The organism is Vibrio atlanticus (assembly GCF_024347315.1).
Taxonomy (GTDB): Bacteria; Pseudomonadota; Gammaproteobacteria; order Enterobacterales; family Vibrionaceae; genus Vibrio; species Vibrio atlanticus.
Genome location: NZ_AP025460.1, coordinates 1,777,810 through 1,799,969, shown reverse-complemented (window position 1 = coordinate 1,799,969; position 22,160 = coordinate 1,777,810). Strand labels below are relative to the sequence as shown.

Below are 22,160 nucleotides of genomic sequence, written 5' to 3'. Positions count from 1 at the left end.
ACTATAAGGATGTAGGATGGAAAACCTCAAAGTCTCAGAAATTAAGTCTTTCGTACCCGCGAAAGACTTCGATTTATCTAAGCGTTTTTACCAGTCAATCGGCTTCGAAGTGATGTCTGAATTTCACGATATCGCGTATCTAAGACACGGCAGTTGTGCGTTCCTTCTGCAAAACTTTTACGAACCTGCGCACTGTCGCAATTACATGATGCACTTGCTGGTTGAAGACGTAAAAAGTTGGTATCAACATATCCAAAACTCTAATGTAGTGTCGGAATTTGAAGTTACCGTTTCCGAGGTTGTTGAGCAGCCTTGGGGAATGCTTGAGTTTTGTATCATTGACCCAAGTGGTGTGTTGTGGCGTGTCGCCGAAAACATTAGGTCGCGCTAATTCACCCAACTTGCATTGATAGTATGTTTAGGCTCACGGTGATTTTCTTAACTATTTGCTAGAGTGACATTTAAATGAGCATGGAGGTTTTGTTATGGGAACTGTAATCGGTTTGGTGATTCTGGCTGCTATAGATTGGTATCTTTTTCGTAAAACAGGGCTTCATATTCATAAATGGATCTCTAAAAAGTATGCCGCGTATCTGTCGGAGAAGGGAAATAAAAATAACCTTTCTTATTAAGTCATCGGTATAAAAAGCGTTATCAGCTATTCATTTCACACACATTGCAAAGATTGGAGGATTCATGAAAGGTAAAGGAAAGTGCCTATGTGGCTCGGTTGAGTTGGAAGTAGAGTACGCCAGTAATGAATTGGGGGCTTGTCATTGTAGTATGTGTAGAAATTGGTCTGGCGGTCCGATGTTAGCTATTGATTGCGCTGATTCAGTTAAAATATCAGGTGAATCAAATGTTGTGAGATATCAGTCATCCGATTGGGCAGAAAGAGGTTTCTGCAGTAAATGTGGTACTCATTTGTTCTACTTTTTAGTGCCAAATAATCAGTATCACCTTCCTGTCGGATTATTGATGTCAGGGGATGACTACAAGCTAACTCATCAGATATTTATTGATGAAAAGCCCGAATACTACGAATTTAAAAATGAAACACAAAATATGACTGGTGCAGAAGTTTTTGCTCACTTTGAAAGTGGAGAGTAGCACTTAGTTTTTATTAGCTTAATACTAATTCCCAACGCTCGGCATTTTTTAGTTTCGGTCGATTTTTGTGTTTGCGGTGCAATGGTTTTGGTGAGGTGGTAGCGTTTCTCACGCTTAACCTCCCAGCATCAACCCCAATTTGAAGTGACTCGAAACTCGATTGTCTGAACTCCGAATAGCTGAATAGTTACTCTAATATACACTGAGTTTTCTAATGGCTCTTAGGGGGCGGAAATGACAGATATGGCAATATCAAGTTACCTAGGCTGGTTGTTACTTCTTATCGGTTGTTATCCGTTCTTGCTTGTTGGTATCAGTATGTTTTTCTATGATGCAGAGCGTAAACAGGCATTAAGGTGGTTGAACGGCGTTAGTTTTCTATTGGCTGCATTCCTTCTTTACATGCATATGCAGACTGAAGTCATCTATGGTCGGGAACTGCTGGAAGCTTGGTATCGTGATAACCCAGAAGATAGGCCTCAATAGAAAGCAATTATTAAGTGCTTATTATCCATATCTGCATTTAAGAGTGATGCTAAACACTTGGCATTTCTCGTTCGAGTCACTTTAGTGTTTCGACACGATGGTTGAGGCGAGGTGGTTGCGATGTCAGCCACTTAAAGCGGCGATAACTCGTCTATCCAATGATACCTATCCGAGTGAACCATGTTCTCTTACAAGTGTAGCTCACCATTTTTGGCATCATATACGTACGGTTTTTGACTGGTTAAAAGAGTTACTTAATGTTGGTAATTACTTAGGTTACTATTTAGCTCAGTATTGATTTGATATACAAAATTTTTGGACGAAGGTTATGAGAAAAATAATATTAAACATTGTCTTACTATCGGTGTTTGTTGCGTCTTTATTTCTAACAATTTCATCAGCAATCGACATTTCAAAAGAAGTGACAGTAAAGCTCCATGAGTTTGATTGGAGTGGTGTCTCCGGTGTAATGGACATGGTCATGGTTATTTTAACCTTCGTCTTACTGGTTGGACTGAAACAAGGTTCGAAATCTATTGAGGAATCGACCCGAAGTCGTAACGCCGAATTGTTGAATTGGGCAATGGAAGAGATGTCAGCATTAAAACCTGCGATTAGGTTGGTGACAGACGCTCACAAAAGAGAGCCTTATAGTCAGGTAACTAGGGCGTGTTGATCTTTCGTGAGTGTTTTTTGAACAGCATGGTAAAGAGTTATAATTTGCTTCGCCAAAAGTAAAACCATAACCAATACCATGCCAAGAACAATGCTAACTGATATTCGCTGGGAACTGCTACTCCAAGTTATGAAAAGTACAGGTCGTATTTACGATAAAACTGAACATCGAATGACATTTGAAGGAATACTTTATCGAATGAGAACAGGTATTCCTTGGCGAGATCTACCCTCTGAGTTCGGAGAGTGGAGTACCGTTTACAGACGATTTAATCTTTGGTCAAAGAAAGGGATTTTAGATAAACTTTTCAAAAGCTTATCTAGCATGGCTGATTTTGAATGGGTCTTTCTTGATGGCTCTATAGTTCGAGCGCATCAGCATAGTACAGGTGCAGCTACTGAAAGCTCAGAGCAAATAGGAAAAAGTCGCGGGGGCAACTCAACCAAAATTCACTTAGCCGTAGATAGTGGTGGTCTGCCGATTTGCTTTGATTTATCAGAAGGACAACGCCACGATATAGTGCATGCCGAAAGCTTAGTTGAACAACTCGATGAAGTTAATACTATCGTTTGTGATAAAGGATATGACAGCGAACCTTTCCGTACTTTTGTTAAGGAACGTGGCGGAGAAACGGTAATTGCTAAACGCAATTACGGACAAGATATAGACAAAGACAGTATGGATTGGTGTCTATACAAGTATCGTCACTTGGTCGAAAATGCCTTTGGGAGAATTAAGCATTATCGAGCTATTTCAAGTAGATATGACAAGCTAGAAAGGAATTATGCCAGCATGTTATCGCTGGCATTCATGTTAATGTGGCTACCGATGTATTGTTGAACACAAAATGTACAGCAAAGATCAACACGCCCTAGTGACGTTAGTGTGGATTATGTATCGACATGGAGTAAAGAAGAATTACAAGCCGCTCAAGCTGTAAGTGTTGCGTTGCAGAGAATGGGGTACTTTGCTACTCATGATTTGGTATCAAAAAAGCATTTTCTGAATCTTTGGGGGCCGTTATATCTATCATGTTGGTATTCACTCGAAGGTTGGGTTAAACATAAGCGACTTCAACTTGATGAACCTTTTGATATCGCTGATGGCGCATACTCGAGACTGTACTTTGAAAAATACGCCATGTACTGTGAAGAAAAATTACCGCCTTTGTTATTGAATAATACGAGAAAGCAGTTTGGCTTAGATCCAATGGTTCAACCCAAAGCCCACATTAAGTTGGGCATAAAATTGAAAGCAAGGCTCACAGAAAAGGTTGATATCTAACTACTCACCTCACAATACTTTTTTGAATCAAAGGGGCTTGTTAGCTTGATCAACACATAAATGCCGAGAGTGTATTGGCTAATCGTATATTGAAGAATGTTTCTTTAAAGGGAGATGCATGTCATTGGTTATGTGTAATGTCGAGAATAAGGGAGTAACGAAAGTATTAATTGCAGGGGCTAGTGGATACATTGGCCGTCACGTTACATCGCTATTCACAAAAAATGGTTTTGAAGTATTCACATACGGTAGGGACAAAATCGTCATGCCTCTTGCCGTAGGTTCGACACTAGATAGGGTCGATTTTGAAGATTACTTTGATGTGGTTGTGAATTGCGCGCGTCCACATTGGTCACAATTCTCGGTACATGAAATTGCCGATGTGGAGCAGAAGTTACTCTCTGAGTTAGACCTACTTGCCGCTAAAGGCGCAACAAAGATACATACATCGGGTGTTTGGCTCTTTGGTAACGCTTCTAGCGCTGATTTGAGTCAATTTCGGCTGCAACCCTTAGACGCCGTTAGATTAGATGTAGAAACAATACATAGCGCTATTAGAAACAGGTGGCACGTCGTTTACTGTCCTAGTTTGGTTTATGGCGGTGAGAGCTGTCAGTTAAAGCGAATTGTTGAATCTTTCGCTAGCCAAACGATTGAATTAGGTATGCCGTCTATTGGTTTTAACCAATATGTTCATGTCTACGACATTGCGCGGTTCTATTTACTTTTGGCGCAAGGCAGAACCACAGAAAAGCAACATTTTATAGCAGAGAGTCAAGGTTATAGTCCTGCAGAATTCGCTCAACTCTTATTGGCGGCCAAAGCTGTAACAAAAGTGAGAAAGATCCGTTGGGAAGAGTTTGAGTCAGAAAATGGTTCGATGGCTGTAGAAGTCGAGAAGATGAATCTTACACTTCCAATTAGTTATTCGTTTGAGGCTACTAAGTCAATTAGTGAATATATTGAAAATTACATATAGTTGAGTGCTTATTTCTAATTACCAATCCTCGGTACTTTTAGTTGAGTTTAGTCTTTTCCGACGTCTGAGCTTAAGTTAATCGGTAGCGTCACAATAATTTCCTTTCGCAACAGATGTGAAGCTACCGAGTCGCAGGAATAGATCTTTTTGTAGAGCTGAGTTCGAGGTCAACGTTATCTTTGAGTTAGCTCTATATCATTGAACGACAGCGTGCGTCACACCTTTGTATGACGTGAGGATTAGTTCAAACATGGAGTGCAAATATGAAGCCTGATTTTTCTAAATTAGCGACAACCGATTACGGAAACATATTAACTAACGACCATTTTATTAACTTTAGCATTGGTCCTCTTTGGCAGGATATACCGCGAATCTTTGGAGACGCTTTTACTGTTCAGTTAACGTCTGGTGATAATTTAATGCTTCATTCAGCCATATACGAAGCACCAGAAGGTTCCATTATTGTAGTGGATGGAGTTGATAGCGAATATGCAGTAGCCGGCGGTAATGTATGCGCAGTCGCTAAGAGTCGAGGCATTAAAGGCTTTATTATTGATGGTGTCATTCGAGACTTGAGTGAAATTTCAGATATGAAGTTTCCAGTTTTTGCGAAAGGTGTCCATCCTGTACCGGGAAAGAAAGAGATCTATTCTGAATTGGGTGCTCCAATCATTTGCGGGGGAGCAAAGGTCTCTACGGGAGATATCATTGTTGCTGATGTAGAGGGTATTGTCGTTATTCCTAAATCAAAGAAAGATGAAGTGTTTTTAATGGCTTCAAAGAAAGCAAGTGACGAAGCGTCATTAACGCTCGCTGAGTGGGAAATGAGTCATAGGGCTAAAATAGCCCAAGCAATAACGTCTGCGAAACAAAAATCTGAAAGCACTTAAACCTGATTCGTAATGCGCGGCATTTTTATCGATTAACAAGCGTTAGACAATAACGAATAAATTCACCCATGGAGAAGATCGTGATCGTAAGGACTGCGACGAAAGAAGACTCAAGTGTCTTGTTAGAGTTTATTGAACAAAAAGCTGACTTTGACCGAAGTATGAGAGGTTTTAGCGGCGAAATCTCAACAACTGTACAGAAAATCGAACGTACACTATTTGGTGATTATCCATTTGCCCATGCTTTAATCTTGGAATTGAATGATCAGCCTCTTGGCTTCGCGCTGTATCACTATCGATATTCATCTTTCCGTGGAGAGCCATCAATCTGGCTTGACGACCTATTAGTTAAAGGAAAGCAAAGATCAAAAGGGTATGGCCGTGAACTGATGTCGGCTTTAAAGTCACAAGCGGAGTCCTCATCTGCTTCGCACATCTCATGGACCGCAAGTCCGCACAATAAGAAAGCCCATGATTTCTATAAAAGGTTGGGTGCAGAGGTTGAGCGAATGGATGGTCAGAGGCCTTATTTCCGTTGGGCAATGTCCGACTCGTGATCAAATAAAAAGAGAACTATGAAAATAACGACGCTGGTTGACAACTCTCGACTGGATGACAGGAAAGACTTAGCTGTTGAGCGCGGGCTATCACTGCATATTGAAACTGGTTCGCTAAAGATCTTGTTCGATATGGGAAGTGGCGATACGTTTTGTCAAAACGCACCGTTACTGGGTATTGATATCAAAGATGTAGACCTCGCCGTCATATCACACAGGCACCATGACCATTGTAATGGTGCTGCCGATTTTGTTGCTCATAACTCTAAAGCCAAAGTGTTTCTGAAAAATTGCGAGCAGAAAAGCTATCATTTCCGGGCTTTCGGTTTCAAAAGTGATGTCGGGATCAATACGGACTTGCTAGAAAACAGCAACGAGCGGTTAATCTTAGTCAATCGTACGACCGAGATCGCCCCGAATGTCTTTGCTATTACTGATATTAGCGCGAAACACGAACAACCTAAGGGCAATAAATACCTATATACACAGTCGAAGAATCAACGAGAGCGTGACTCATTTGATCATGAATTACTGTTAGTGATTAAAGAGCCGGACGGTTTAGTTATATTTACTGGATGTGCGCATAGTGGCGTTCTCAATATGATTGATACCGCGGTTACTCTGTTCCCGGGAGAGAGAATAAAAGCGGTTGTCGGGGGCTTCCATCTAGTGGGCTTACCATTGTTCAATAGTATTGGTGGCAAAAAGCAAGACATTAGAGATCTTGGGTTGACGTTGTCTCAATACCCCATTGATAAACTGTATACAGGGCACTGCACAGGCAAGAAAGCCTTTGACTTGTTGAAAGAAGTATTAGGCGAGCGTCTGGAAGCAATGCCGACAGGTCGATGTATTCATGTGTAACGTTGGTAAAAAAACTCAGCTTGATGTTAGTTAGGTCACGATGAATAAACAAAAACTAAAGAATCTCATTCAACAAGTTCCAGAGCTAATCGAGACAGCGAAAGCATGTCATGAAGTCGGCTTACCCAACTTTTATATTGCAGGCGGTGCAATCACTCAAATAATCTGGAATGATATTGAAAACAAACCGCTTCTAGAGCAAGTTAAAGACTTCGATGTTGTCTATTTCAATAGTACCTCAGCTATCACCGAAGGTGAGTTCAAAAACCGCATTCGTTCGCGGTTAAGCCATCGTGTCGACGTGGATGTAAAGAACCAAGCGATCATCCATGAGCGTTACGCTAAGAAGTTTGGTTGCGCCATTCAGCCATACGAACGTGTTGAGCAAGGTATCGAGTCTTGGCTTTCTGCGTTTGCTATTGGGTTTACTCTGGATGATTCAGGCGATATAAATTTGTTTGCTCCATACGGTGTGGAAGACGCGTTTGATATGCTGATTAAACCGAATAAGCGAGCAATGACTCAATCAAATTACAATAAAATGACCACTGGATATAAGGTTCGATGGCAGCAAGTTAACGTACTCCCTTGGGATTGAACGATAGAGTTTGCGAGATGATTCTCAACATTTGGTATTTAACTCGGCTTGGCGTCAGTGGTAAGTTTGAAAGCAATCTCAGCATTGTTAGTCATTTAGCTGTACGTTTGTCCCTTGGTAAGAATTAAGGAGTTTTAAGTGAGTCATGAAGTAAGAGTAGGTGTCGCTGCGGTTATTCTACGTGAAGGACGAGTACTACTTGGAGAGCGAATTGGTTCTCATGGGGCTCATACGTGGGCAACGCCGGGCGGACACCTTGAATGGGGTGAGAGCATTGAAGAGTGTGCCAAACGTGAAACACTTGAAGAGACAGGCCTAGTTGTTAGTGGATTTGAAAAGCTCTCTTTTACCAATGATATTTTTGAGAAAGAGAACAAGCACTATATTACGCTGTTTGTTGTTGCTTCTGACGCTAGCGGCGAACCGCAGGTGACAGAACCTGATAAATGTAAGCAATGGAAATGGTTTAAGCTAGATGAGTTACCTGAGCCATTGTTTCTTCCTCTGACGAATCTGTTGAGCGATCCAGTCATCTTTGGGAAGCTGGCTTAGTAAAACAGATTCTCCTCATATCTCTAATTGAATGACTAAAGGATCAATGATGACATTACGAGTAGTTCCTGAGCTTTATTGTTTCGATATTAATGTGAGCCAATCCTTCTTTGTCGATGTGTTGGGATTTGAAGTGAAATACGAGCGCCCAGATGAAGAGTTTGTTTATCTAACGCTTGATGGTGTTGATGTGATGCTTGAAGGGATTGCGGGCAAAAGTCGAAAATGGCTTTCAGGTGACCTGGAATTTCCTTTAGGGCGTGGCGTTAACTTTCAATGGGATGTTATCGATATCGAACCACTTTATCAGAGAGTTAACGAAAGCGCCGCTGATTCTATTTACTTAGCGTTAGAGTCGAAGTCTTATCAATGTGGAGAGTCCATAGCGATTCAGAAGCAGTTCATCGTTCAAACTCCAGATGGTTATCTCTTTAGGTTCTGCCAAGATATTCGTTAACACATAAGTATTATTAGCTACTCATTTAATACGAGAAACACGGCTAACTAAGTACCCGTATAAACAAGGAGAGTAGAGTGGTCAACATTCGGGAAATGGACATTTCAGACTACGACTCAGTGATCGCGTTGTGGTGTCAGACAGAAGGCATGAGTATTCGCGATGCCGATTCGAAAGAAAGCATTGCGAGCTATTTAGATCGTAACCCTGGTCTGAGTTTTGTGGCTGAAAGTAACAACGAGATCATTGGCGCTGTGTTAGTCGGAACGGATGGACGTCGTGGGTATTTACAACATTTAGCTGTCTCGGCCAACTTTAGAGGGCAAAAGTTAGGTTGTAAGCTTGTCGCAGAGGCGGTCAACGCACTTGCAGGGTTAGGCATCCCGAAGACCCACTTGTTTGTCTATAACGACAACATCAACGCTCAACAGTTTTACGAAAAATTGGGCTGGTTTCCTCGAGATGAAGTTCGAATGTACTCGTTTAATAGCTCGGATAATAGTAACGTTTAGCCTTAAAGGTTAGTGTTGGCTGAGCGTTAATTTGTAACAGGTTCGCGCGCATCTTCCCAATATCAAAACAATCCTTGGAGTATTTAGAAATGTTGTTTTTTAGTTTGTCTAAATCATTGATTCATGGCTCCGAGTTATGTTCTGAGCTGCTCAATTTCTTCACCGAGCATAAGAGTGATTTCGAAGAAAAGTTAATCCCCGATCTGTCATACATCGATGATATGGCACATGTGGTGAACGGCATTAAAATCAAAGACGTTCTACACATCAATACGAATCAATACCGACTTCAATATTCGTTTGATTGGGAGCTGTTTCTAGGTTGTTCGGATAGGAACGAAACCGGTGTAGAGAATGGAAGTGTTCTATTCACACTTGAGGATGATAACGTTCTTAATATCAACTTCCCACACTACGGTTCTCGAGACACTAGCGATGAGCTTTAGTCGGTTCAGACTAACTTGTTTTATCCTGAATAATCGGTAACAACGAAGAAGAGGTAAATTTGAGTCCAATCGCTATCCTTGTCCATGTCGCAAATATTGAAGAAGGGCTGAACTGGTACCAGAAAGCATTTCCACATGCCGTTGCCATTTATCATCCAGATTCTGATTTTACAGTTTTGGATCTTAATGGGTTCTCTATTGAAGTTGTGCAAGCTGACAATAAAGTTAATGCAGGTAAAAAAGGAACAGTACTGTATTGGTCAGTCGACAGCGTTGAAGAATCTCTTGTTTATTTTCAGTCAATTGGGGCAACGTTATATCGTGGTCCAATGGCCATAGAAGGTGGGCTAATCATGTGCCAAGTAGAGGACCCATTTGGTAACCTAATTGGCTTACGAGGTTAGAACTTCTCCCGCCTCTCAATAAGGGACTATGTGGTTTATATAAAAAGGAACAACAATGATAACTATCGAAAGGCTTGAAGAGTCACATGTGGCGTTAGTTCAGGCCATCCAATTAGCCGATGAACAGGTCAAGTTCGCTGGCACAGCTGCAGAGTTTTTATTAGACGGCAGTCAAACCACGCACTTGCACGTGATTAAGTCTAATAAGGAAGTTGTTGGTTTCTTTAAGCTGGATATCGCTTACGCAGATTCTTATGAGTTTTGCCCTGAAGGAAGCATTGGGCTAAGAGCTTTTGGTTTAGGAACAGGCACGGTGAAGGCTTTGTTTCCGTATTTAAAAGCGAATTACTTAGCGTATGAGTCGATTTACTTAACCGTGAATTGCAAAAACCCCGCAGCATTCAACTGTTATAAGAAAGGCGGCTTCGAAGATACCAATGAACAGTATTTAGGTGGCGCAGCAGGCCCGCAATTTATCATGCGCGGTCAAATCGCTTCGTAATATTAAACCGATTAATTATTGATGAGAAACACCTGCACAGCTGTATGCAGGTTGAGAGTCTTAAAGAGCACGAGAAGGAAATTTGATGAAAGTTCAATATCTTGAAGTGGTTACCCCAGAAGTCGATGTTGTTTGTGCAACATATGCTCAGCTCTACAACGTGAAGTTCAGTGGTGCAGATGTGAACCTTGGTGGGGCGCGCACTGCAAAGCTATCTAATGGTGGGGTAATTGGCATTCGAGCACCACTTCGTGAAACTGAAGAACCAACTGTTCGTCATTACACGCTGGTTGAGGATATTCAGTCTGCAGTAAATGCAGCCTAGAAACTAGGTGCCGAAGTCGTGGTGCCGCCAATGGAGTTACCACGTCACGGCATGTGTGCCATTGTTATTCAAGGTGGCGTCGAGCTCGGATTCTGGCAGTTATAGGTGGTGCATAGCTTTTAGATTGTGACGGACGAGATACTACGATTTATGATGAGACACCTAGTGTCTTTGCCTGCTTCATGGCATCATTCCACGCAGCTAAAACCCCAACAAGGTATGTTATGAAACAGAATATTGTCCACATTGCACTCGTGGTAAAAGACTACGATGAAGCGCTTGATTTCTATGTAAACAAGCTTAAGTTTGATCTTATCGAAGACACGTATCTACCAGAAGAAGATAAGCGTTGGGTTGTTGTTGCTCCACCAAATTCAACCGGTGTGAGCCTGTTACTTGCTAGAGCTTCCAAGCCTGAGCAACACGATTTCATCGGCAACCAAGCTGGTGGACGCGTATTCCTATTCTTAAACACCGATGATTTCTGGCGTGATTACGAACGTATGACGTCTTTGGGCATTAACTTTGTCCGAGAGCCTAAAGAGCAAGGCTACGGCACCGTTGCTGTGTTTGAAGATCTTTACGGTAACTTGTGGGATCTGCTTCAGTTAAACCCTGAACACCCTATGGCTAACAGGTAGAAAAGCTTAGTCAACAACCTTAATTCTAGTCATACGGATAGGCAGGAGCGACATGGAAGTCACAAGGTATCAACCCAAGTATTTAACCGCTTTACAGGCGCTCTATCTAGAATCAAGACAATACACCTTTCATTGGGCTGATGCCGACGCTTTTGAGTTATCCGATTTCGAATTAGATACAGAAAGTGAGCAGATATGGGTGGCTGTTTCTGGCGACAAGGTTTTAGGTTTTGCCTCTGTTTGGGAACCTGAGAGTTTCATCCATCACCTCTATGTTTGCCCGCGAACGCTACGTTCTGGGGCTGGTTCTGCTTTACTAAATACCTGCAAACAACATTACTCTGGTCTGACATTGAAGTGTTTGACTGCCAATGAAAATGCGATTGGCTTTTATCAGTCGCAAGGCTTTGTTATCTCGTCCACAGAGGGAGAGGGATTAGAGCGTTATCACTTAATGACGTACCAAGCTTGGTAATAATAAGCTTAGTAATAATAATCATGGCAATCACAAGCGCTGCAATTACAACAAGGGTCATCAAGTCGGGAGTTAAACCGAGAATATGGAAATAAAACAGCTTTCAGCGACGGAGGTACTTCCGGTTAGGCATCAAGTGCTTTGGCCTGATAAACCGATGTCGTTTTGTATGGTGCCAGATGACGAACAAGCAACGCATTACGGCGCGTTTGTTGGTGAGCAGTTGGTTTGTGTCGCGTCTATCTATATCCAAGGCCATGAAGCGAGGCTGAGAAAGTTTGCCACGCTGCCTGATTTCCAAGGGCAGGGAATAGGTTCAAACGTGATTGAGCATGTAATCTCTAACCTCAAAGATTTAAACATCCAATATTTTTGGTGCGATGCGCGTACAACGGCTTTAGGTTTTTATCAAAAGTTTGGGATGGCTGTAGAAGGCTCTGAATTTGAAAAATCGGGTGTTGCGTATTACAAAATGTCGGTTCATTGGGAGTAACGCTTCTCTTTCGTGAGGTTAACCCTCCGCACCGCTAAATCACAACTTAAGTTAAGGAAGCTCATCGTGGAAGAAATCAAAGGCATTCTGCAATTCATGGTCGAAATTGAACAATTAAAGGATGTTCATCGACAAACAAAACCGGTTGGATTGGACCGATATGAAAACTCGGCCGAGCACAGTTGGCATGTCTGTTTGAGCGCACTTATGTTGAAAGACTATGCCAATGAAGAAATCGATATTACCCGAGTGATGAAGATGTTGCTGATACATGACCTTGGGGAAATCGATGCCGGAGACACCATCATTTATGCCAGTGAAACCGAAGAAAACAAGCTCAAAGAGAGAAACTGCGTTGAGCGTTTGCTGAAATCATTGCCGAGCCATTCAAGAAGCGAGTATTTGGATTTATGGCTTGAGTTCGAAGCGGGTGAGTCACCGGAAGCTAGATTTGGTAAGGCGATCGATAGAGTGCCACCTTTGCTTCATAACATCCATGGTGGTGGTCACAGCTGGAAGAAGCACAACATATCCAAAAACAAAGTACTGACCTTCAATGGCGAGCGTATTTCTAAAGGCAGTCGTGCTTTATGGAATGAACTAGAAGTGCAACTTGAAGGGGCTGCGGACAAAGGGTTATTAAAGTAAAAATTAACTATCTTGCCAAGTAATGACAAAGAAGTTTCAACCTAACAACGTTTAAATTAAACTCAGGAATTCATAGTGTTACTTCAGCGTAGCAAGCCCATTGTTAAAGGAATAAGAACCACATGAAAACCACTGCTTTAGCTTTATTGTTGCTTAGTGTTTCTGGTAGTGCATTTGCAACCAATACCAATATTGAAGCGATCGATTACCAAGTGTCGGTCACTATCGAGGATTCTGAATCAAAACTCAACTTCCCAACCTTTAAGTTCGACTCTTTCGGACAGGAAGTCTCATCTCAAACTGAAGAATGCATTTATTCGGGTGTTCTTTCTAAGCATGAAGCTAACGCTATTCTATTAGAGGCCAAAATGTCATGCGATTATGAAAATGGTGAGTCTAGTAGTGAGATGCCTGTTTTTATTCTTGATAAAGAGGGTGGAGAAGCAAGTATCGAGCTTGGAGAAGATGAAGCAAACCTGTGGAAATACACGGTTCTAATTAAAGCGCTTAACTAAATTTCAAACGATACACGGTTACTCTTTTTGTTCTGCTATTGAACACCGCAATGCCAATTAAAGTAGATGCATGACACATGGTATTATCTTGTGTCTCATTTCTTTCTAATAAAACTCTAATGGACAACAATAAGTTCGAGAACCGAGTGATAAGTTGTTAGTATGCATCAACTTTATAAATGTTAGTTGGCTTATATAAATGCTTGATAATAAGTATATTAAACACCCTTATCACTGTGAGCAGTGCAACGCACTTACCCCGCACCTTGCTGTTAACGCTTCCGATGCTGAATCTAAAGCGGACGCTGAATCTGAAAAGAAACAATGGAAGCTAGGCGTGTTGATGGAGTACCTGATGACGTTATTGTTTAAAGGTGATCATAATGTTCCTGGTTTTTATGTCGACAGTGATTACGAATACCAGTGTGAAAAATGCGGGACTAAGTCGTGGCACTGATTGTGTGTTTAGCTTTTGAAACAATTCCTACCTAAACCGATGATAATAAGACGCATTAGAAAAGTGATCCTCTCTGCAAACTGAGAATGGAAACGCGTCTATACTGACATGGGTTGCGTCACTGATTTAAGAAGTGGCGCTATGAATGTAAGTTTGATTAGGCTAAATCTCAGAGGTGACGATGAAAAAATTACTACCACTATGCGCCATTTTACTCTCGGCATCATTTTCAGCTGCGGCTTCTGATGGTTTGATTAAATACCAAAGTAATTACTCAGTGAAAGAGACCGCTGACCGCTTTGAAGAAATCGCCAAAAGCAAAGGTTTGACCTTGTTTGCGAGAATCGACCATCAGAAAAATGCGAGTAAGGTCGATCTTGAATTGAGACCAACGGAAGTCATCATCTTTGGTAACCCAAAAGTAGGGACACCATTAATGCAATGCGCTCAAGATGTCGCGATAGATTTACCGCAGAAGGTATTAGTCACTGAGGATTCTAATAAAGAAGTATGGCTATCTTACAACGATCCTAATTACTTGGTAGAGCGTCACGCAATCAATGGCTGTGACGAAGTGGTTAAGAAGATATCGGGTGTACTAAGCAAGCTTTCAGAAGCGACAGTGGCGAAAGCTGAATAACCGAGCCAATAAGCACTCATTTAGACCATTAATGGGTGCGACTTGACGATGATATAGCTTCCCAATCAACGTTTGGCTGCATTGACAACTAAGCAACAATATATAAAAGTAGTGTTATGAAACTGAATTTAGCGTCATCTAACCAACGAATTATCATCATTCCATAGGAATGGTGGGATTGTTGATGCGCTTTGTTTATCGAACCCACCCGTAAGGTGGGTTTTTTGTCGCTGTCTTATGGGTTTTATCTGAATAGAGGAAGTCATATGAAAAAGGTCGCGGTTTTTGGCAAGCCTGGGAGTGGAAAGTCCACAATCAGCAAAGCGTTAGCACTAGCTACAGGCATAGAGCTTCACCAGTTGGACTCTATTGTTTATAAGGCCAGCGGAGAGTTTGTTGAGCGTGAAGTGTTCGACCTAGCACACGACAACATAATCAATTCTGAAAGCTGGATCATCGATGGTTTTGGCCCTCTAGGCTCATTCAACACACGTTTAGAAGCCGCAGATACTTTGGTTTATATCGACCTTCCTTATCCAATTAGCTACTGGTTTGTTACCAAGCGAATGCTCAAAGGGTTGTTCGTTAAACCTGAAGGCTGGCCTGATGGAAGCTCAGTGATAAAAGGCACGATACAAAGTTACAAGACACTAAAACTGTGCCCTAAGTTTTGGAATGACGACTTTAGACTACGGTTAGAATTACGCGCAAAAGAGAAAGAGGTTCACATCATCAGAAGCGTGAGTGAATTGAATAACTTTGTCCGCCAACACGTCACTTAACAGGTGAGAACTTACCTTTCTTTGAAACGCTTTAATTTGCTCATAACTTCATGAATATATTTAGATTTAACTCAACATGTGGCATATTTGCCATGTGTTTAATTTGTGTTTAATTTGTGCTTTGAGTTAAGGCTATAGATATTATGTATGGAAGTGAGAAGACGAGAGCGTTCTGCTGTAACTGTAAGGAACTTACACTGCATAGGTACACGATGTTCAGTAGCCAAATGCAAAAGGCACCACAAGCTGAAGATAAAGAACCGAGCTTACTCCAACGAATTTTATCGGAGCTTCTATCTTTTGGTGTAACAGGTTCGGGCGCAACAGGTGATTACAAATGTACCCAATGTGGAACATATCTGAATACACCAGACAACCTCGACTGAGTTTGTAAGTTTGGCTTAGGCAAATAAAAACGGGAAGATCATCAATGATCTTCCCGTTAGGTATTACTTAACTCATCGTGCTATTGGCAGTTTGAGTGAGAAGCCTTATGCACAACACTTCTTGTATTTCTTACCGCTACCGCAAGAACATGGGTCGTTACGGTTAGGTGTCTTTTCGAACGTCATTGTTTTTGGCTTGTTTAGCAACGTGTCGAACTCAAGCGTGTTTTCTTCTTTAGTTGCATCAACAGATACAGTAACAAAGATTGAATGCTCGGCCGCGATTGCTTCAACTTCTGCTTTACGAGCTTCAGTTTGAACCATTACAGCAACTGGTGACTCTTCAGTACCCACTTTAACATCGCGGTTTACATTGTAGCCAGCAAGAACGTGGTTCTGTCTTGTTTCGATACGGCCTTTGAAAAATAGTTTCGACATTGGGTACTCACAAAATTTGGGATGACGCTATTCCTATGCTAGGTAGCGTTATAGAGCGGGGGATTATACGCATATATTCCAATTGATAAAGCAGTGATGTGAGTAAAGATTGTTGGTTTTTGTTTGCCAGCAATTATTTGTTTTATTGCTTTGTTCTAATTAGACTAATTTTGAAACTCAAGACAATAAGATTTCCCTTAACAGGGCCTCAAGTGATAAATTGAAATCGTCAATTTAAACAACGAGATACCCCATGAAGTTAGATGCCATCCTGTGGGATTACGATGGAACCTTAGTGAATTCAGTTCCAAAGAATATCGCAATTACTAAAGATATTATCTCTGTGGTCGCGCCACGCTTATCAGGTGAGAACTTACCTAAATATCTGCTGAGCGAAACGCTTTATCACGAAGCCAACCATGGTGCTAAAAACTGGCAAGCTTTATATGTCGATTATTACGGCCTATCACATGACGAAATGTTGATCGCCGGTGGAATGTGGGCAGAGCATCAAGAGAAAAACCAAACTGCGGTCGCCTTGTTTGACGGGATGAACACTGTGGTAAGTCAGTTTGCTCATCTCCCTCATGGGATCTGTTCTCAAAACTCTCAATTGAATATTCGTGGTGTACTAGACAGTTATGGCATTGGCGGTTTGTTTAAATCGGTAGTGGGCTATGACGATGTCTCGAACGGCCACCAAAAGCCACACCCGTTTGGTGGCGTGAAATGTGTTGAGAACATATTTGGCGCCGATCAGTCTAACGAGCTTTGTTTGATGTACATCGGTGACCATGAAGCGGATACACAGTTTGCTCGCAATATTGAAGCAGCATTGGGTAACAATGCAAAAGTGATTGCGGTGGCTGCCGGTTATAGCCGATCTGAGCCTGAAAACTGGCAAACCAAGCCCGATTACATTGCCAACCATGTCGATGATCTTTTAACGATCATCGGTAAGTATACGTAGAGGTATATAGTTTAAGTACGCTTAAAGCGATCTCTTCACGTACCTAAATAGCTATGTAAAAAATTCGTTATAACTGAACGATTTTAAGGAAGAATAATGACACCAAAAGAAGTGGTATTAGGTTTTTGGGATGCAATGCGCAGTAATGATTTTGCCAAGGCAAGTGAATGGCTAGCCGCAGATTTTGAAGGCTATTGGCCTCAGTCATCTGAACTCACATTAGGGCGCGATAACTTTACGGCAATCAACTCTGAATACCCAGCCAATGGTGTTTGGGAATTCACCCTGAATTCGATTGTCTGTGAAGGAGATTCCGTAGTAACGGACGTTTCGGTTACTGACAGTGTATTGAAAGACCGAGTGATTACCTTTCACACGGTTGTTGATGGTTTAATTCAAAAGCAAACTGAGTTTTGGCCAGACCCATTCGAAGCGCCGGCGTGGCGATCGCAGTGGGTTCAGGTTGTATCGAGCAATTAGTTTGTATCGATACGATCAGTTTGTAACGAAAAATCAGGTTATATCGAACGATCAGGTTTCATCGAAAAATCAGGTTATAACAAACAAGTGGCATTAGGAGGTTTCATTGAGCAAGGTAGTGATTGTAACAGGCGGAAGCCGAGGGATTGGCGCAGCGACGTCTAAATTATTGGCCAGTAAAGGCTATGCCGTATGCGTTAACTTTATACACAATGAATCGCGAGCTGAAGATCTAGTGAACGAGATTCGCGAACAAGGCGGAACCGCTATCAGTGTTCGGGCGGATGTGTCTGTTGAATCGGATGTGAAATCCTTGTTTGAGATTGCTCGTAACAAGCTAGGTCCAGTCACTCACTTGGTCAATAATGCCGGGATCTTGTTTACCCAGTCACCATTGGTTGATATTGAATTGGATCGCTTTGAAAAGGTGATGAAATCCAACGTATCAAGCTGCTTTCTGTGCAGTAAAGCCTTTATTAAACAAGCTGATGGCGCGGGTTCGATTGTGAATGTATCGTCTGCCGCTTCTCGCACAGGTGCGCCGTTTGAATATGTGGATTACGCAGCATCCAAAGGTGCGATGGATTCACTGACCAAAGGCTTATCGCTTGAATTGGCTTCACGTAATATCCGAGTGAATGGCGTAAGGCCAGGCTGTATTTATACTGAGATGCACGCAGACGGCGGAGAGCCAGATCGCGTAGACAGACTAGCTTCGCAACTGCCGTTACAACGAGGTGGCACGCCAGAAGAGGTGGCTAACTCTATCGCGTGGTTATTGTCAGACGAAGCTTCTTATGTAACCGGCTCATTTATTGATATTGCGGGCGGTCGATAGGGCACGTTGGCCTTTACACTAAGATAAACCAGTTAAAACCATAAACACGCAACAAAAGTACCTAACTAAAAGAACGAAACTAAGAGTACAAACATGAAAAATTATTTCGAAAGCCCGTTTGTTGGAAAGTCACTCAAAGAACAGGTGACCAACCCAAACATCATCGTGGGCGAGCACAGTTATTACTCAGGTTACTACCATAACCACAGCTTTGATGACTGTGCGCGTTACCTATTACCGGATAGAACCGATATCGATCAGCTGATCATTGGTAGCTATTGCTCGATTGGTTCTGGCGCCGTGTTTATGATGGCGGGCAACCAAGGTCACCAAAATCAATGGGTGAGTACCTTCCCGTTCTTCTATCAAGACGATGAGAAGTTTGAAGGCGCGATAGACGGCTTTGAACGCTCGGGTGATACCGTGATTGGTAACGATGTGTGGATTGGCACAGAAGCCATGATCATGAGTGGTGTTAAGGTCGGTGACGGAGCCATCATCGCAAGTCTAGCAGTTGTGACTAAAGACGTAGCGCCATACTCGATTGTTGGTTCAAACCCTGCGCGTCACATCCGCTATCGTTTCAATGAAACTGAAATTGCTCAGTTGTTAGAAATGAAATGGTGGGAGTGGAGCGAAGAACAAATCAAAGGCGCAATGTCGTTGATGTGCTCTTCAGATATCGATGGACTTTATCAATACTGGAAAGCACTCAAGTAATTATTGTTACCGGAGCGCTTTGTCTTAACGCTACTGCTTTAGTTTATCGGGTAAGCACAGCGTAATGAATTAGATACCCGCACCGACTTGGAAGTAGAGCGCGGTATCTTCTTCACTGAACGCAATATCAATCCCTGAAATCAAACCATAGCGCCTTGCGATAAGGTATCGGAAACCGACACCGTAAGCCGCGTGAGAGCTTTGACCAAACATGTCTTTATCGCTGTCACCCGCATAGCCAATTCCCGTAAACACCGCGGTTGACCAACGTGGTGTCCACTGTTTGCTTACTTGAACTTCTGCCGCGACCGTGTGTTCACCTTGATAACGATTACGGGCGATACCCCTGAGTTCAATGTCTGGGTAATATTGAGGTGAAAGCACTCGTTCGTTGGTCGACAATGATTTGTACTGTCCTCGCAACGCTAAGTTCCACTCCTTGTTTAACTCCCAATAATTCAGCCCTTCCAAATTAAACGTTTGATAGGTGTAATCACTGCCAATGGCATCACCAAACCAAAGGTATTCCGCGACATAGTTGTATCCTTGCGTCGGATTCAAGAAGCTGTTCTTGCTGTCGTATTCAGCGATTAGACCCAAACCGGAAGAGGTCGGTGACGTGTTGCCAATGTTGTTTAAGATTTCTTGCGCTTTAGGATGATTATTAAGTGAGAGTGTTGGTGCGAAGAACTGTTGAGAAACCCCCAGTAACCATTGGGAGTCGGGTACTCTAAATTGGAGTTTCTGTATCCCGCCCATGCCTTTGAGTCCTAGCTCAACACCTTCGTTTGGATCGAGTGGAGACAAGGCGTTCGGAGAGCTTTGTCTATAAAAGGTCATGTTGATATCGCCATAACCTAATCCACCAAGATAGCGTATTGAGTCCTCATTCCAACTGCGCTTGTGACCAACAAACGCCATCCAAGTGCCATTCTCTGTCGCAAAGCCGCCAATCGCAGTGATTGCAGGGGTGAGAAGCTGGGCGCCACCATCGATGGATTTTTCGGCGAGTTCTTTACGTGTGTTTTTTTGCTCTTCAGATTCGTGCATGAAGATACCAGTGAAGCCGCCACCGTATCCTACCGCAGGCTCTGTAATTAGAATTGGAACAGGAAGAAAACCGTAGGCATTTTCTGCGAGGTATTCTCCCATATCGAGTTGGCCATCAATTTCATCGATAAAGCTGACGGCGTGTGTCGTCGTAGAAACAAGTATCAGGCTACTTAGTGCTAAAGGTTTAAAGGTCATAACATTCCGTATTATTCACTATCCATTAAATTGAGTGTAATCAATCAAATAGATAGCGCAATAGAACGAGGAGTATTAACCGATATATCTGTTCAAAAGGCGAATGGAACAGCGTTTACTATTGGATAGTTTCTACGTACGTCAGAATATCCAGAGCATCTTGCTTGGTAATTGTCCCTTTCCACGCTGGCATACCTTGTTCTACGTTACCTTCTAAAATGTCATCCGCCAAAGAACTTGGACTGGTAAAAAAGCCGCCTAGTTTATTAGCGATATTGGCGGGCTTGTGTGGCAATGAAGCGGCAGTGGGGCCATCACCGTGTCCTTTGTCGCCATGACACACCCGACAAAGCTGCGTGTATTTGGCTTTACCATTGGCAAAGTGCCTCGCATCGATTTCTGAGGCGGCACTTGCATTAAACGTCATCATTGAAGCGACTAAACCTAAAAAAGCTAACACGTGTAAATGGTTCATGGTTTTCATTGTTTTGTTCTCGATTATTATTTAACAATGAAAGAATAAGCAGGCGTGAGTAGAAGAAACGTGAATGGGTTAAGCTGGATTAAGCTAAGTTTAGAAGTAGGTTTAGAAATAGGATTAGAAGCAAGTTTAGTTGCGGACGAACATCAATGTGATGTAGGTAAATGATTGATTATATGCATATTGCATAGTATGGCGTGTCGCATTAGCGTGGTGGATGAATTGGAGGGGTATTATGATTAGTTGCAACGATTACGATTATATTGAGATTGTGTGTATGCACCGATACCCAATCAAATTAACGCTGAAGTCTGGCGAGCAGCTTGAATGTGTCGGATTAGATACTCAACGCAATGATAGCCGTGAAGAGTGCATTAAGGTCAGTATTCAAGGTGTAGAACAACTTGTCGTACTCACTGATCTTTCCACACTAGAAGTCTGTGTCGACAATCCTCATTTTCAGCAGATTTCATTCAAAACGTCATAGGCTTTCAAATGAATAACACCATAGAACAATGCTATTGCACCGCGTGCAGAGAAGACACACAACATGTTGTTGTGTTGGTCAGAAAGACGAGTGCGTTTGCAGACAAACCTAATCAAAAGCGAAGCGAGTTTTGGGCAGGCATGATAAAAGGTTGGTTCCTTGGCCCGTTTATCGCGTCAATGGATGAGTTTTCTCGTCACCTTGTCTGTGAAAAGTGCGGCCATAAAGAGATACAAGATTAGTCGTGTTATTTTACAAAACATTGGATTCAATACAGTTAGATCGTCAATTGGCTTAGGAATAAAACGAATGAAAGTAGAAACGATTGAAGCCGTAAAGGCGTATGGTTTTTCAGTAAGAACCACTAATACCGATGAGATGGACCAAGCCAAAGCCAAGATAGGGCAATTGTGGCAGGGCTTTTTTGACCAAGCGTTTCCAAAATTAACGCCGGATTCAAAAGTGTATGGTGTCTACACCAACTACGAGTCAGACTTTACGGGTGAATTTGATGTTATCGCTTGTACTAACGCACTCACCGATAACAATTTAGATGCGCTTGTCGAAACCGAAATACAAGCAGGCAAATACTTAACGTTTTCTGCTGAAGGTGAACTCCCTCAAGCAGTGATCGACCTATGGGGTGAAGTATGGGCGTATTTCAACGCAGCGGATTGCCCACATGTTCGAACTTACACGACAGATTTTGAATTCTACAAAGGCGAAACTGAAGTCGAGATTTCGATAGCGATTCAATAAGCTTTGGGTTGTCGTTAGTGATAGTCAAATTGAGTCATTAGCAAAAGAGCCGCTCTGTAC

General features: G+C 42.3%; 36 protein-coding genes and 1 pseudogene. 34 read left to right on the top strand and 3 right to left on the bottom strand.

The annotated features are described in order from the left end of the window. The first annotated feature begins 16 nt into the window (after positions 1-16). The 27 genes and pseudogenes from OCV30_RS08015 (at position 17) to OCV30_RS07885 (ending at position 15,679) form a co-directional block, all read left to right on the top strand. Positions 17-391: a VOC family protein gene (locus tag OCV30_RS08015; protein ID WP_065679678.1), complete on the top strand. Its 375-nt coding sequence runs from the start codon at positions 17-19 to the stop codon at positions 389-391. A gap of 305 nt (positions 392-696) precedes the next feature. Beyond that, the gene (locus tag OCV30_RS08010) at positions 697-1,110 is read left to right on the top strand and encodes a GFA family protein (RefSeq protein ID WP_065679679.1); all 414 of its coding nucleotides are present in this window, start codon (positions 697-699) and stop codon (positions 1,108-1,110) included. 234 nt (positions 1,111-1,344) lie between these two features. Next, positions 1,345-1,596, top strand: coding sequence for a hypothetical protein (locus OCV30_RS08005; protein WP_065679680.1), 252 nt, complete (start codon positions 1,345-1,347; stop codon positions 1,594-1,596). Between the two features lie 328 nt (positions 1,597-1,924). Beyond that, the gene (locus tag OCV30_RS08000; protein WP_244499049.1) at positions 1,925-2,272 is read left to right on the top strand and encodes a hypothetical protein; all 348 of its coding nucleotides are present in this window, start codon (positions 1,925-1,927) and stop codon (positions 2,270-2,272) included. Positions 2,273-2,350: 78 nt separating this feature from the next. Beyond that, entirely contained in the window at positions 2,351-3,112 is a 762-nt protein-coding gene (locus OCV30_RS07995; RefSeq protein WP_102552608.1) for an IS5 family transposase, read from the top strand. A 45-nt stretch (positions 3,113-3,157) separates the two neighbouring features. After that, on the top strand, positions 3,158-3,556 hold the full coding sequence (locus OCV30_RS07990; RefSeq protein WP_244499014.1) for a hypothetical protein: 399 nt from the start codon (positions 3,158-3,160) through the stop codon (positions 3,554-3,556). 118 nt (positions 3,557-3,674) lie between these two features. Next, positions 3,675-4,535, top strand: a complete 861-nt coding sequence (locus tag OCV30_RS07985) for an NAD-dependent epimerase/dehydratase family protein (protein WP_065678034.1) — start codon at positions 3,675-3,677, stop codon at positions 4,533-4,535. 263 nt (positions 4,536-4,798) lie between these two features. After that, positions 4,799-5,425 (top strand): RraA family protein, encoded by a 627-nt coding sequence (locus OCV30_RS07980; RefSeq protein WP_065678033.1) that lies wholly within the window; start codon positions 4,799-4,801, stop codon positions 5,423-5,425. A gap of 68 nt (positions 5,426-5,493) precedes the next feature. Next, positions 5,494-5,982: a GNAT family N-acetyltransferase gene (locus OCV30_RS07975; RefSeq protein ID WP_065678032.1), complete on the top strand. Its 489-nt coding sequence runs from the start codon at positions 5,494-5,496 to the stop codon at positions 5,980-5,982. Between the two features lie 18 nt (positions 5,983-6,000). Continuing rightward, positions 6,001-6,846: an MBL fold metallo-hydrolase gene (locus OCV30_RS07970; protein WP_065678031.1), complete on the top strand. Its 846-nt coding sequence runs from the start codon at positions 6,001-6,003 to the stop codon at positions 6,844-6,846. 40 nt (positions 6,847-6,886) lie between these two features. Beyond that, entirely contained in the window at positions 6,887-7,444 is a 558-nt protein-coding gene (locus OCV30_RS07965) for a nucleotidyltransferase family protein (RefSeq protein ID WP_065678030.1), read from the top strand. Between the two features lie 138 nt (positions 7,445-7,582). Next, positions 7,583-7,996 (top strand): nucleotide triphosphate diphosphatase NUDT15, encoded by a 414-nt coding sequence (locus tag OCV30_RS07960; protein WP_012604024.1) that lies wholly within the window; start codon positions 7,583-7,585, stop codon positions 7,994-7,996. Positions 7,997-8,045: 49 nt separating this feature from the next. Then, positions 8,046-8,453: a bleomycin resistance protein gene (locus tag OCV30_RS07955; RefSeq protein ID WP_065678029.1), complete on the top strand. Its 408-nt coding sequence runs from the start codon at positions 8,046-8,048 to the stop codon at positions 8,451-8,453. A gap of 77 nt (positions 8,454-8,530) precedes the next feature. After that, the gene (locus OCV30_RS07950) at positions 8,531-8,965 is read left to right on the top strand and encodes a GNAT family N-acetyltransferase (RefSeq protein WP_065678028.1); all 435 of its coding nucleotides are present in this window, start codon (positions 8,531-8,533) and stop codon (positions 8,963-8,965) included. 89 nt (positions 8,966-9,054) lie between these two features. Then, a complete protein-coding gene (locus tag OCV30_RS07945) occupies positions 9,055-9,411 on the top strand; it encodes a hypothetical protein (protein WP_065678027.1) in 357 nt (118 codons plus the stop codon). A gap of 59 nt (positions 9,412-9,470) precedes the next feature. Beyond that, positions 9,471-9,815, top strand: coding sequence for a VOC family protein (locus OCV30_RS07940; RefSeq protein WP_065678026.1), 345 nt, complete (start codon positions 9,471-9,473; stop codon positions 9,813-9,815). Between the two features lie 55 nt (positions 9,816-9,870). After that, a complete protein-coding gene (locus OCV30_RS07935) occupies positions 9,871-10,317 on the top strand; it encodes a GNAT family N-acetyltransferase (protein ID WP_065678025.1) in 447 nt (148 codons plus the stop codon). A gap of 85 nt (positions 10,318-10,402) precedes the next feature. Further along, positions 10,403-10,747 (top strand): annotated as a pseudogene (locus OCV30_RS07930) (VOC family protein). A 119-nt stretch (positions 10,748-10,866) separates the two neighbouring features. After that, entirely contained in the window at positions 10,867-11,283 is a 417-nt protein-coding gene (locus OCV30_RS07925; RefSeq protein ID WP_009846821.1) for a VOC family protein, read from the top strand. A 52-nt stretch (positions 11,284-11,335) separates the two neighbouring features. Then, positions 11,336-11,758 carry a GNAT family N-acetyltransferase gene (locus OCV30_RS07920; protein ID WP_065678024.1) on the top strand — a complete coding sequence of 141 codons (423 nt, stop codon included), beginning with the start codon at positions 11,336-11,338 and terminating at the stop codon, positions 11,756-11,758. Positions 11,759-11,843: 85 nt separating this feature from the next. Beyond that, positions 11,844-12,251 carry a GNAT family N-acetyltransferase gene (locus OCV30_RS07915; RefSeq protein WP_065678023.1) on the top strand — a complete coding sequence of 136 codons (408 nt, stop codon included), beginning with the start codon at positions 11,844-11,846 and terminating at the stop codon, positions 12,249-12,251. A gap of 66 nt (positions 12,252-12,317) precedes the next feature. Continuing rightward, positions 12,318-12,899 carry an HD domain-containing protein gene (locus tag OCV30_RS07910; protein WP_065678022.1) on the top strand — a complete coding sequence of 194 codons (582 nt, stop codon included), beginning with the start codon at positions 12,318-12,320 and terminating at the stop codon, positions 12,897-12,899. Between the two features lie 122 nt (positions 12,900-13,021). After that, positions 13,022-13,414: a hypothetical protein gene (locus tag OCV30_RS07905; protein WP_065678021.1), complete on the top strand. Its 393-nt coding sequence runs from the start codon at positions 13,022-13,024 to the stop codon at positions 13,412-13,414. 199 nt (positions 13,415-13,613) lie between these two features. After that, a complete protein-coding gene (locus OCV30_RS07900) occupies positions 13,614-13,871 on the top strand; it encodes a hypothetical protein (protein ID WP_017080543.1) in 258 nt (85 codons plus the stop codon). A 181-nt stretch (positions 13,872-14,052) separates the two neighbouring features. Beyond that, complete coding sequence (locus OCV30_RS07895) at positions 14,053-14,511, top strand: DUF302 domain-containing protein (RefSeq protein ID WP_029222242.1); 459 nt, start codon at positions 14,053-14,055, stop codon at positions 14,509-14,511. 266 nt (positions 14,512-14,777) lie between these two features. Continuing rightward, on the top strand, positions 14,778-15,293 hold the full coding sequence (locus OCV30_RS07890) for a P-loop NTPase family protein (protein ID WP_065678020.1): 516 nt from the start codon (positions 14,778-14,780) through the stop codon (positions 15,291-15,293). Between the two features lie 143 nt (positions 15,294-15,436). After that, positions 15,437-15,679, top strand: a complete 243-nt coding sequence (locus tag OCV30_RS07885) for a hypothetical protein (protein WP_065678019.1) — start codon at positions 15,437-15,439, stop codon at positions 15,677-15,679. 105 nt (positions 15,680-15,784) lie between these two features. Here the strand turns inward: OCV30_RS07885 and OCV30_RS07880 are convergent, their stop codons facing one another. Continuing rightward, a complete protein-coding gene (locus OCV30_RS07880; protein ID WP_004733856.1) occupies positions 15,785-16,117 on the bottom strand; it encodes a PBPRA1643 family SWIM/SEC-C metal-binding motif protein in 333 nt (110 codons plus the stop codon). Between the two features lie 253 nt (positions 16,118-16,370). Between OCV30_RS07880 and OCV30_RS07875 the strand changes: the two genes are divergently transcribed. The 4 genes from OCV30_RS07875 (at position 16,371) to catB (ending at position 19,125) form a co-directional block, all read left to right on the top strand. Beyond that, positions 16,371-17,087, top strand: coding sequence for an HAD family hydrolase (locus OCV30_RS07875; protein WP_065678018.1), 717 nt, complete (start codon positions 16,371-16,373; stop codon positions 17,085-17,087). A 96-nt stretch (positions 17,088-17,183) separates the two neighbouring features. Beyond that, positions 17,184-17,567 (top strand): nuclear transport factor 2 family protein, encoded by a 384-nt coding sequence (locus OCV30_RS07870; protein WP_017087144.1) that lies wholly within the window; start codon positions 17,184-17,186, stop codon positions 17,565-17,567. A gap of 106 nt (positions 17,568-17,673) precedes the next feature. Further along, positions 17,674-18,405 (top strand): glucose 1-dehydrogenase, encoded by a 732-nt coding sequence (locus tag OCV30_RS07865; protein ID WP_004733853.1) that lies wholly within the window; start codon positions 17,674-17,676, stop codon positions 18,403-18,405. Positions 18,406-18,498: 93 nt separating this feature from the next. Then, a complete protein-coding gene (gene catB, locus OCV30_RS07860) occupies positions 18,499-19,125 on the top strand; it encodes a type B chloramphenicol O-acetyltransferase (protein ID WP_065678017.1) in 627 nt (208 codons plus the stop codon). A 69-nt stretch (positions 19,126-19,194) separates the two neighbouring features. On the opposite strand, the gene OCV30_RS07855 is transcribed toward catB, so the two are convergent. Together OCV30_RS07855 and OCV30_RS07850 are read right to left on the bottom strand one after the other, a co-directional pair. Beyond that, positions 19,195-20,373 (bottom strand): BamA/TamA family outer membrane protein, encoded by a 1,179-nt coding sequence (locus tag OCV30_RS07855; RefSeq protein ID WP_065678016.1) that lies wholly within the window; start codon positions 20,371-20,373, stop codon positions 19,195-19,197. A gap of 118 nt (positions 20,374-20,491) precedes the next feature. Further along, on the bottom strand, positions 20,492-20,857 hold the full coding sequence (locus OCV30_RS07850; RefSeq protein WP_065678015.1) for a c-type cytochrome: 366 nt from the start codon (positions 20,855-20,857) through the stop codon (positions 20,492-20,494). Positions 20,858-21,089: 232 nt separating this feature from the next. Here OCV30_RS07850 and OCV30_RS07845 point away from each other — a divergent pair, with 232 nt between their 5' ends. The 3 genes from OCV30_RS07845 (at position 21,090) to OCV30_RS07835 (ending at position 22,100) form a co-directional block, all read left to right on the top strand. Then, positions 21,090-21,341, top strand: coding sequence for a Rho-binding antiterminator (locus OCV30_RS07845; protein WP_065678014.1), 252 nt, complete (start codon positions 21,090-21,092; stop codon positions 21,339-21,341). A gap of 8 nt (positions 21,342-21,349) precedes the next feature. After that, positions 21,350-21,583 (top strand): hypothetical protein, encoded by a 234-nt coding sequence (locus tag OCV30_RS07840; protein WP_004733848.1) that lies wholly within the window; start codon positions 21,350-21,352, stop codon positions 21,581-21,583. A gap of 67 nt (positions 21,584-21,650) precedes the next feature. Next, complete coding sequence (locus tag OCV30_RS07835; protein ID WP_065678013.1) at positions 21,651-22,100, top strand: GyrI-like domain-containing protein; 450 nt, start codon at positions 21,651-21,653, stop codon at positions 22,098-22,100. The last annotated feature ends 60 nt before the right edge of the window (positions 22,101-22,160 follow it).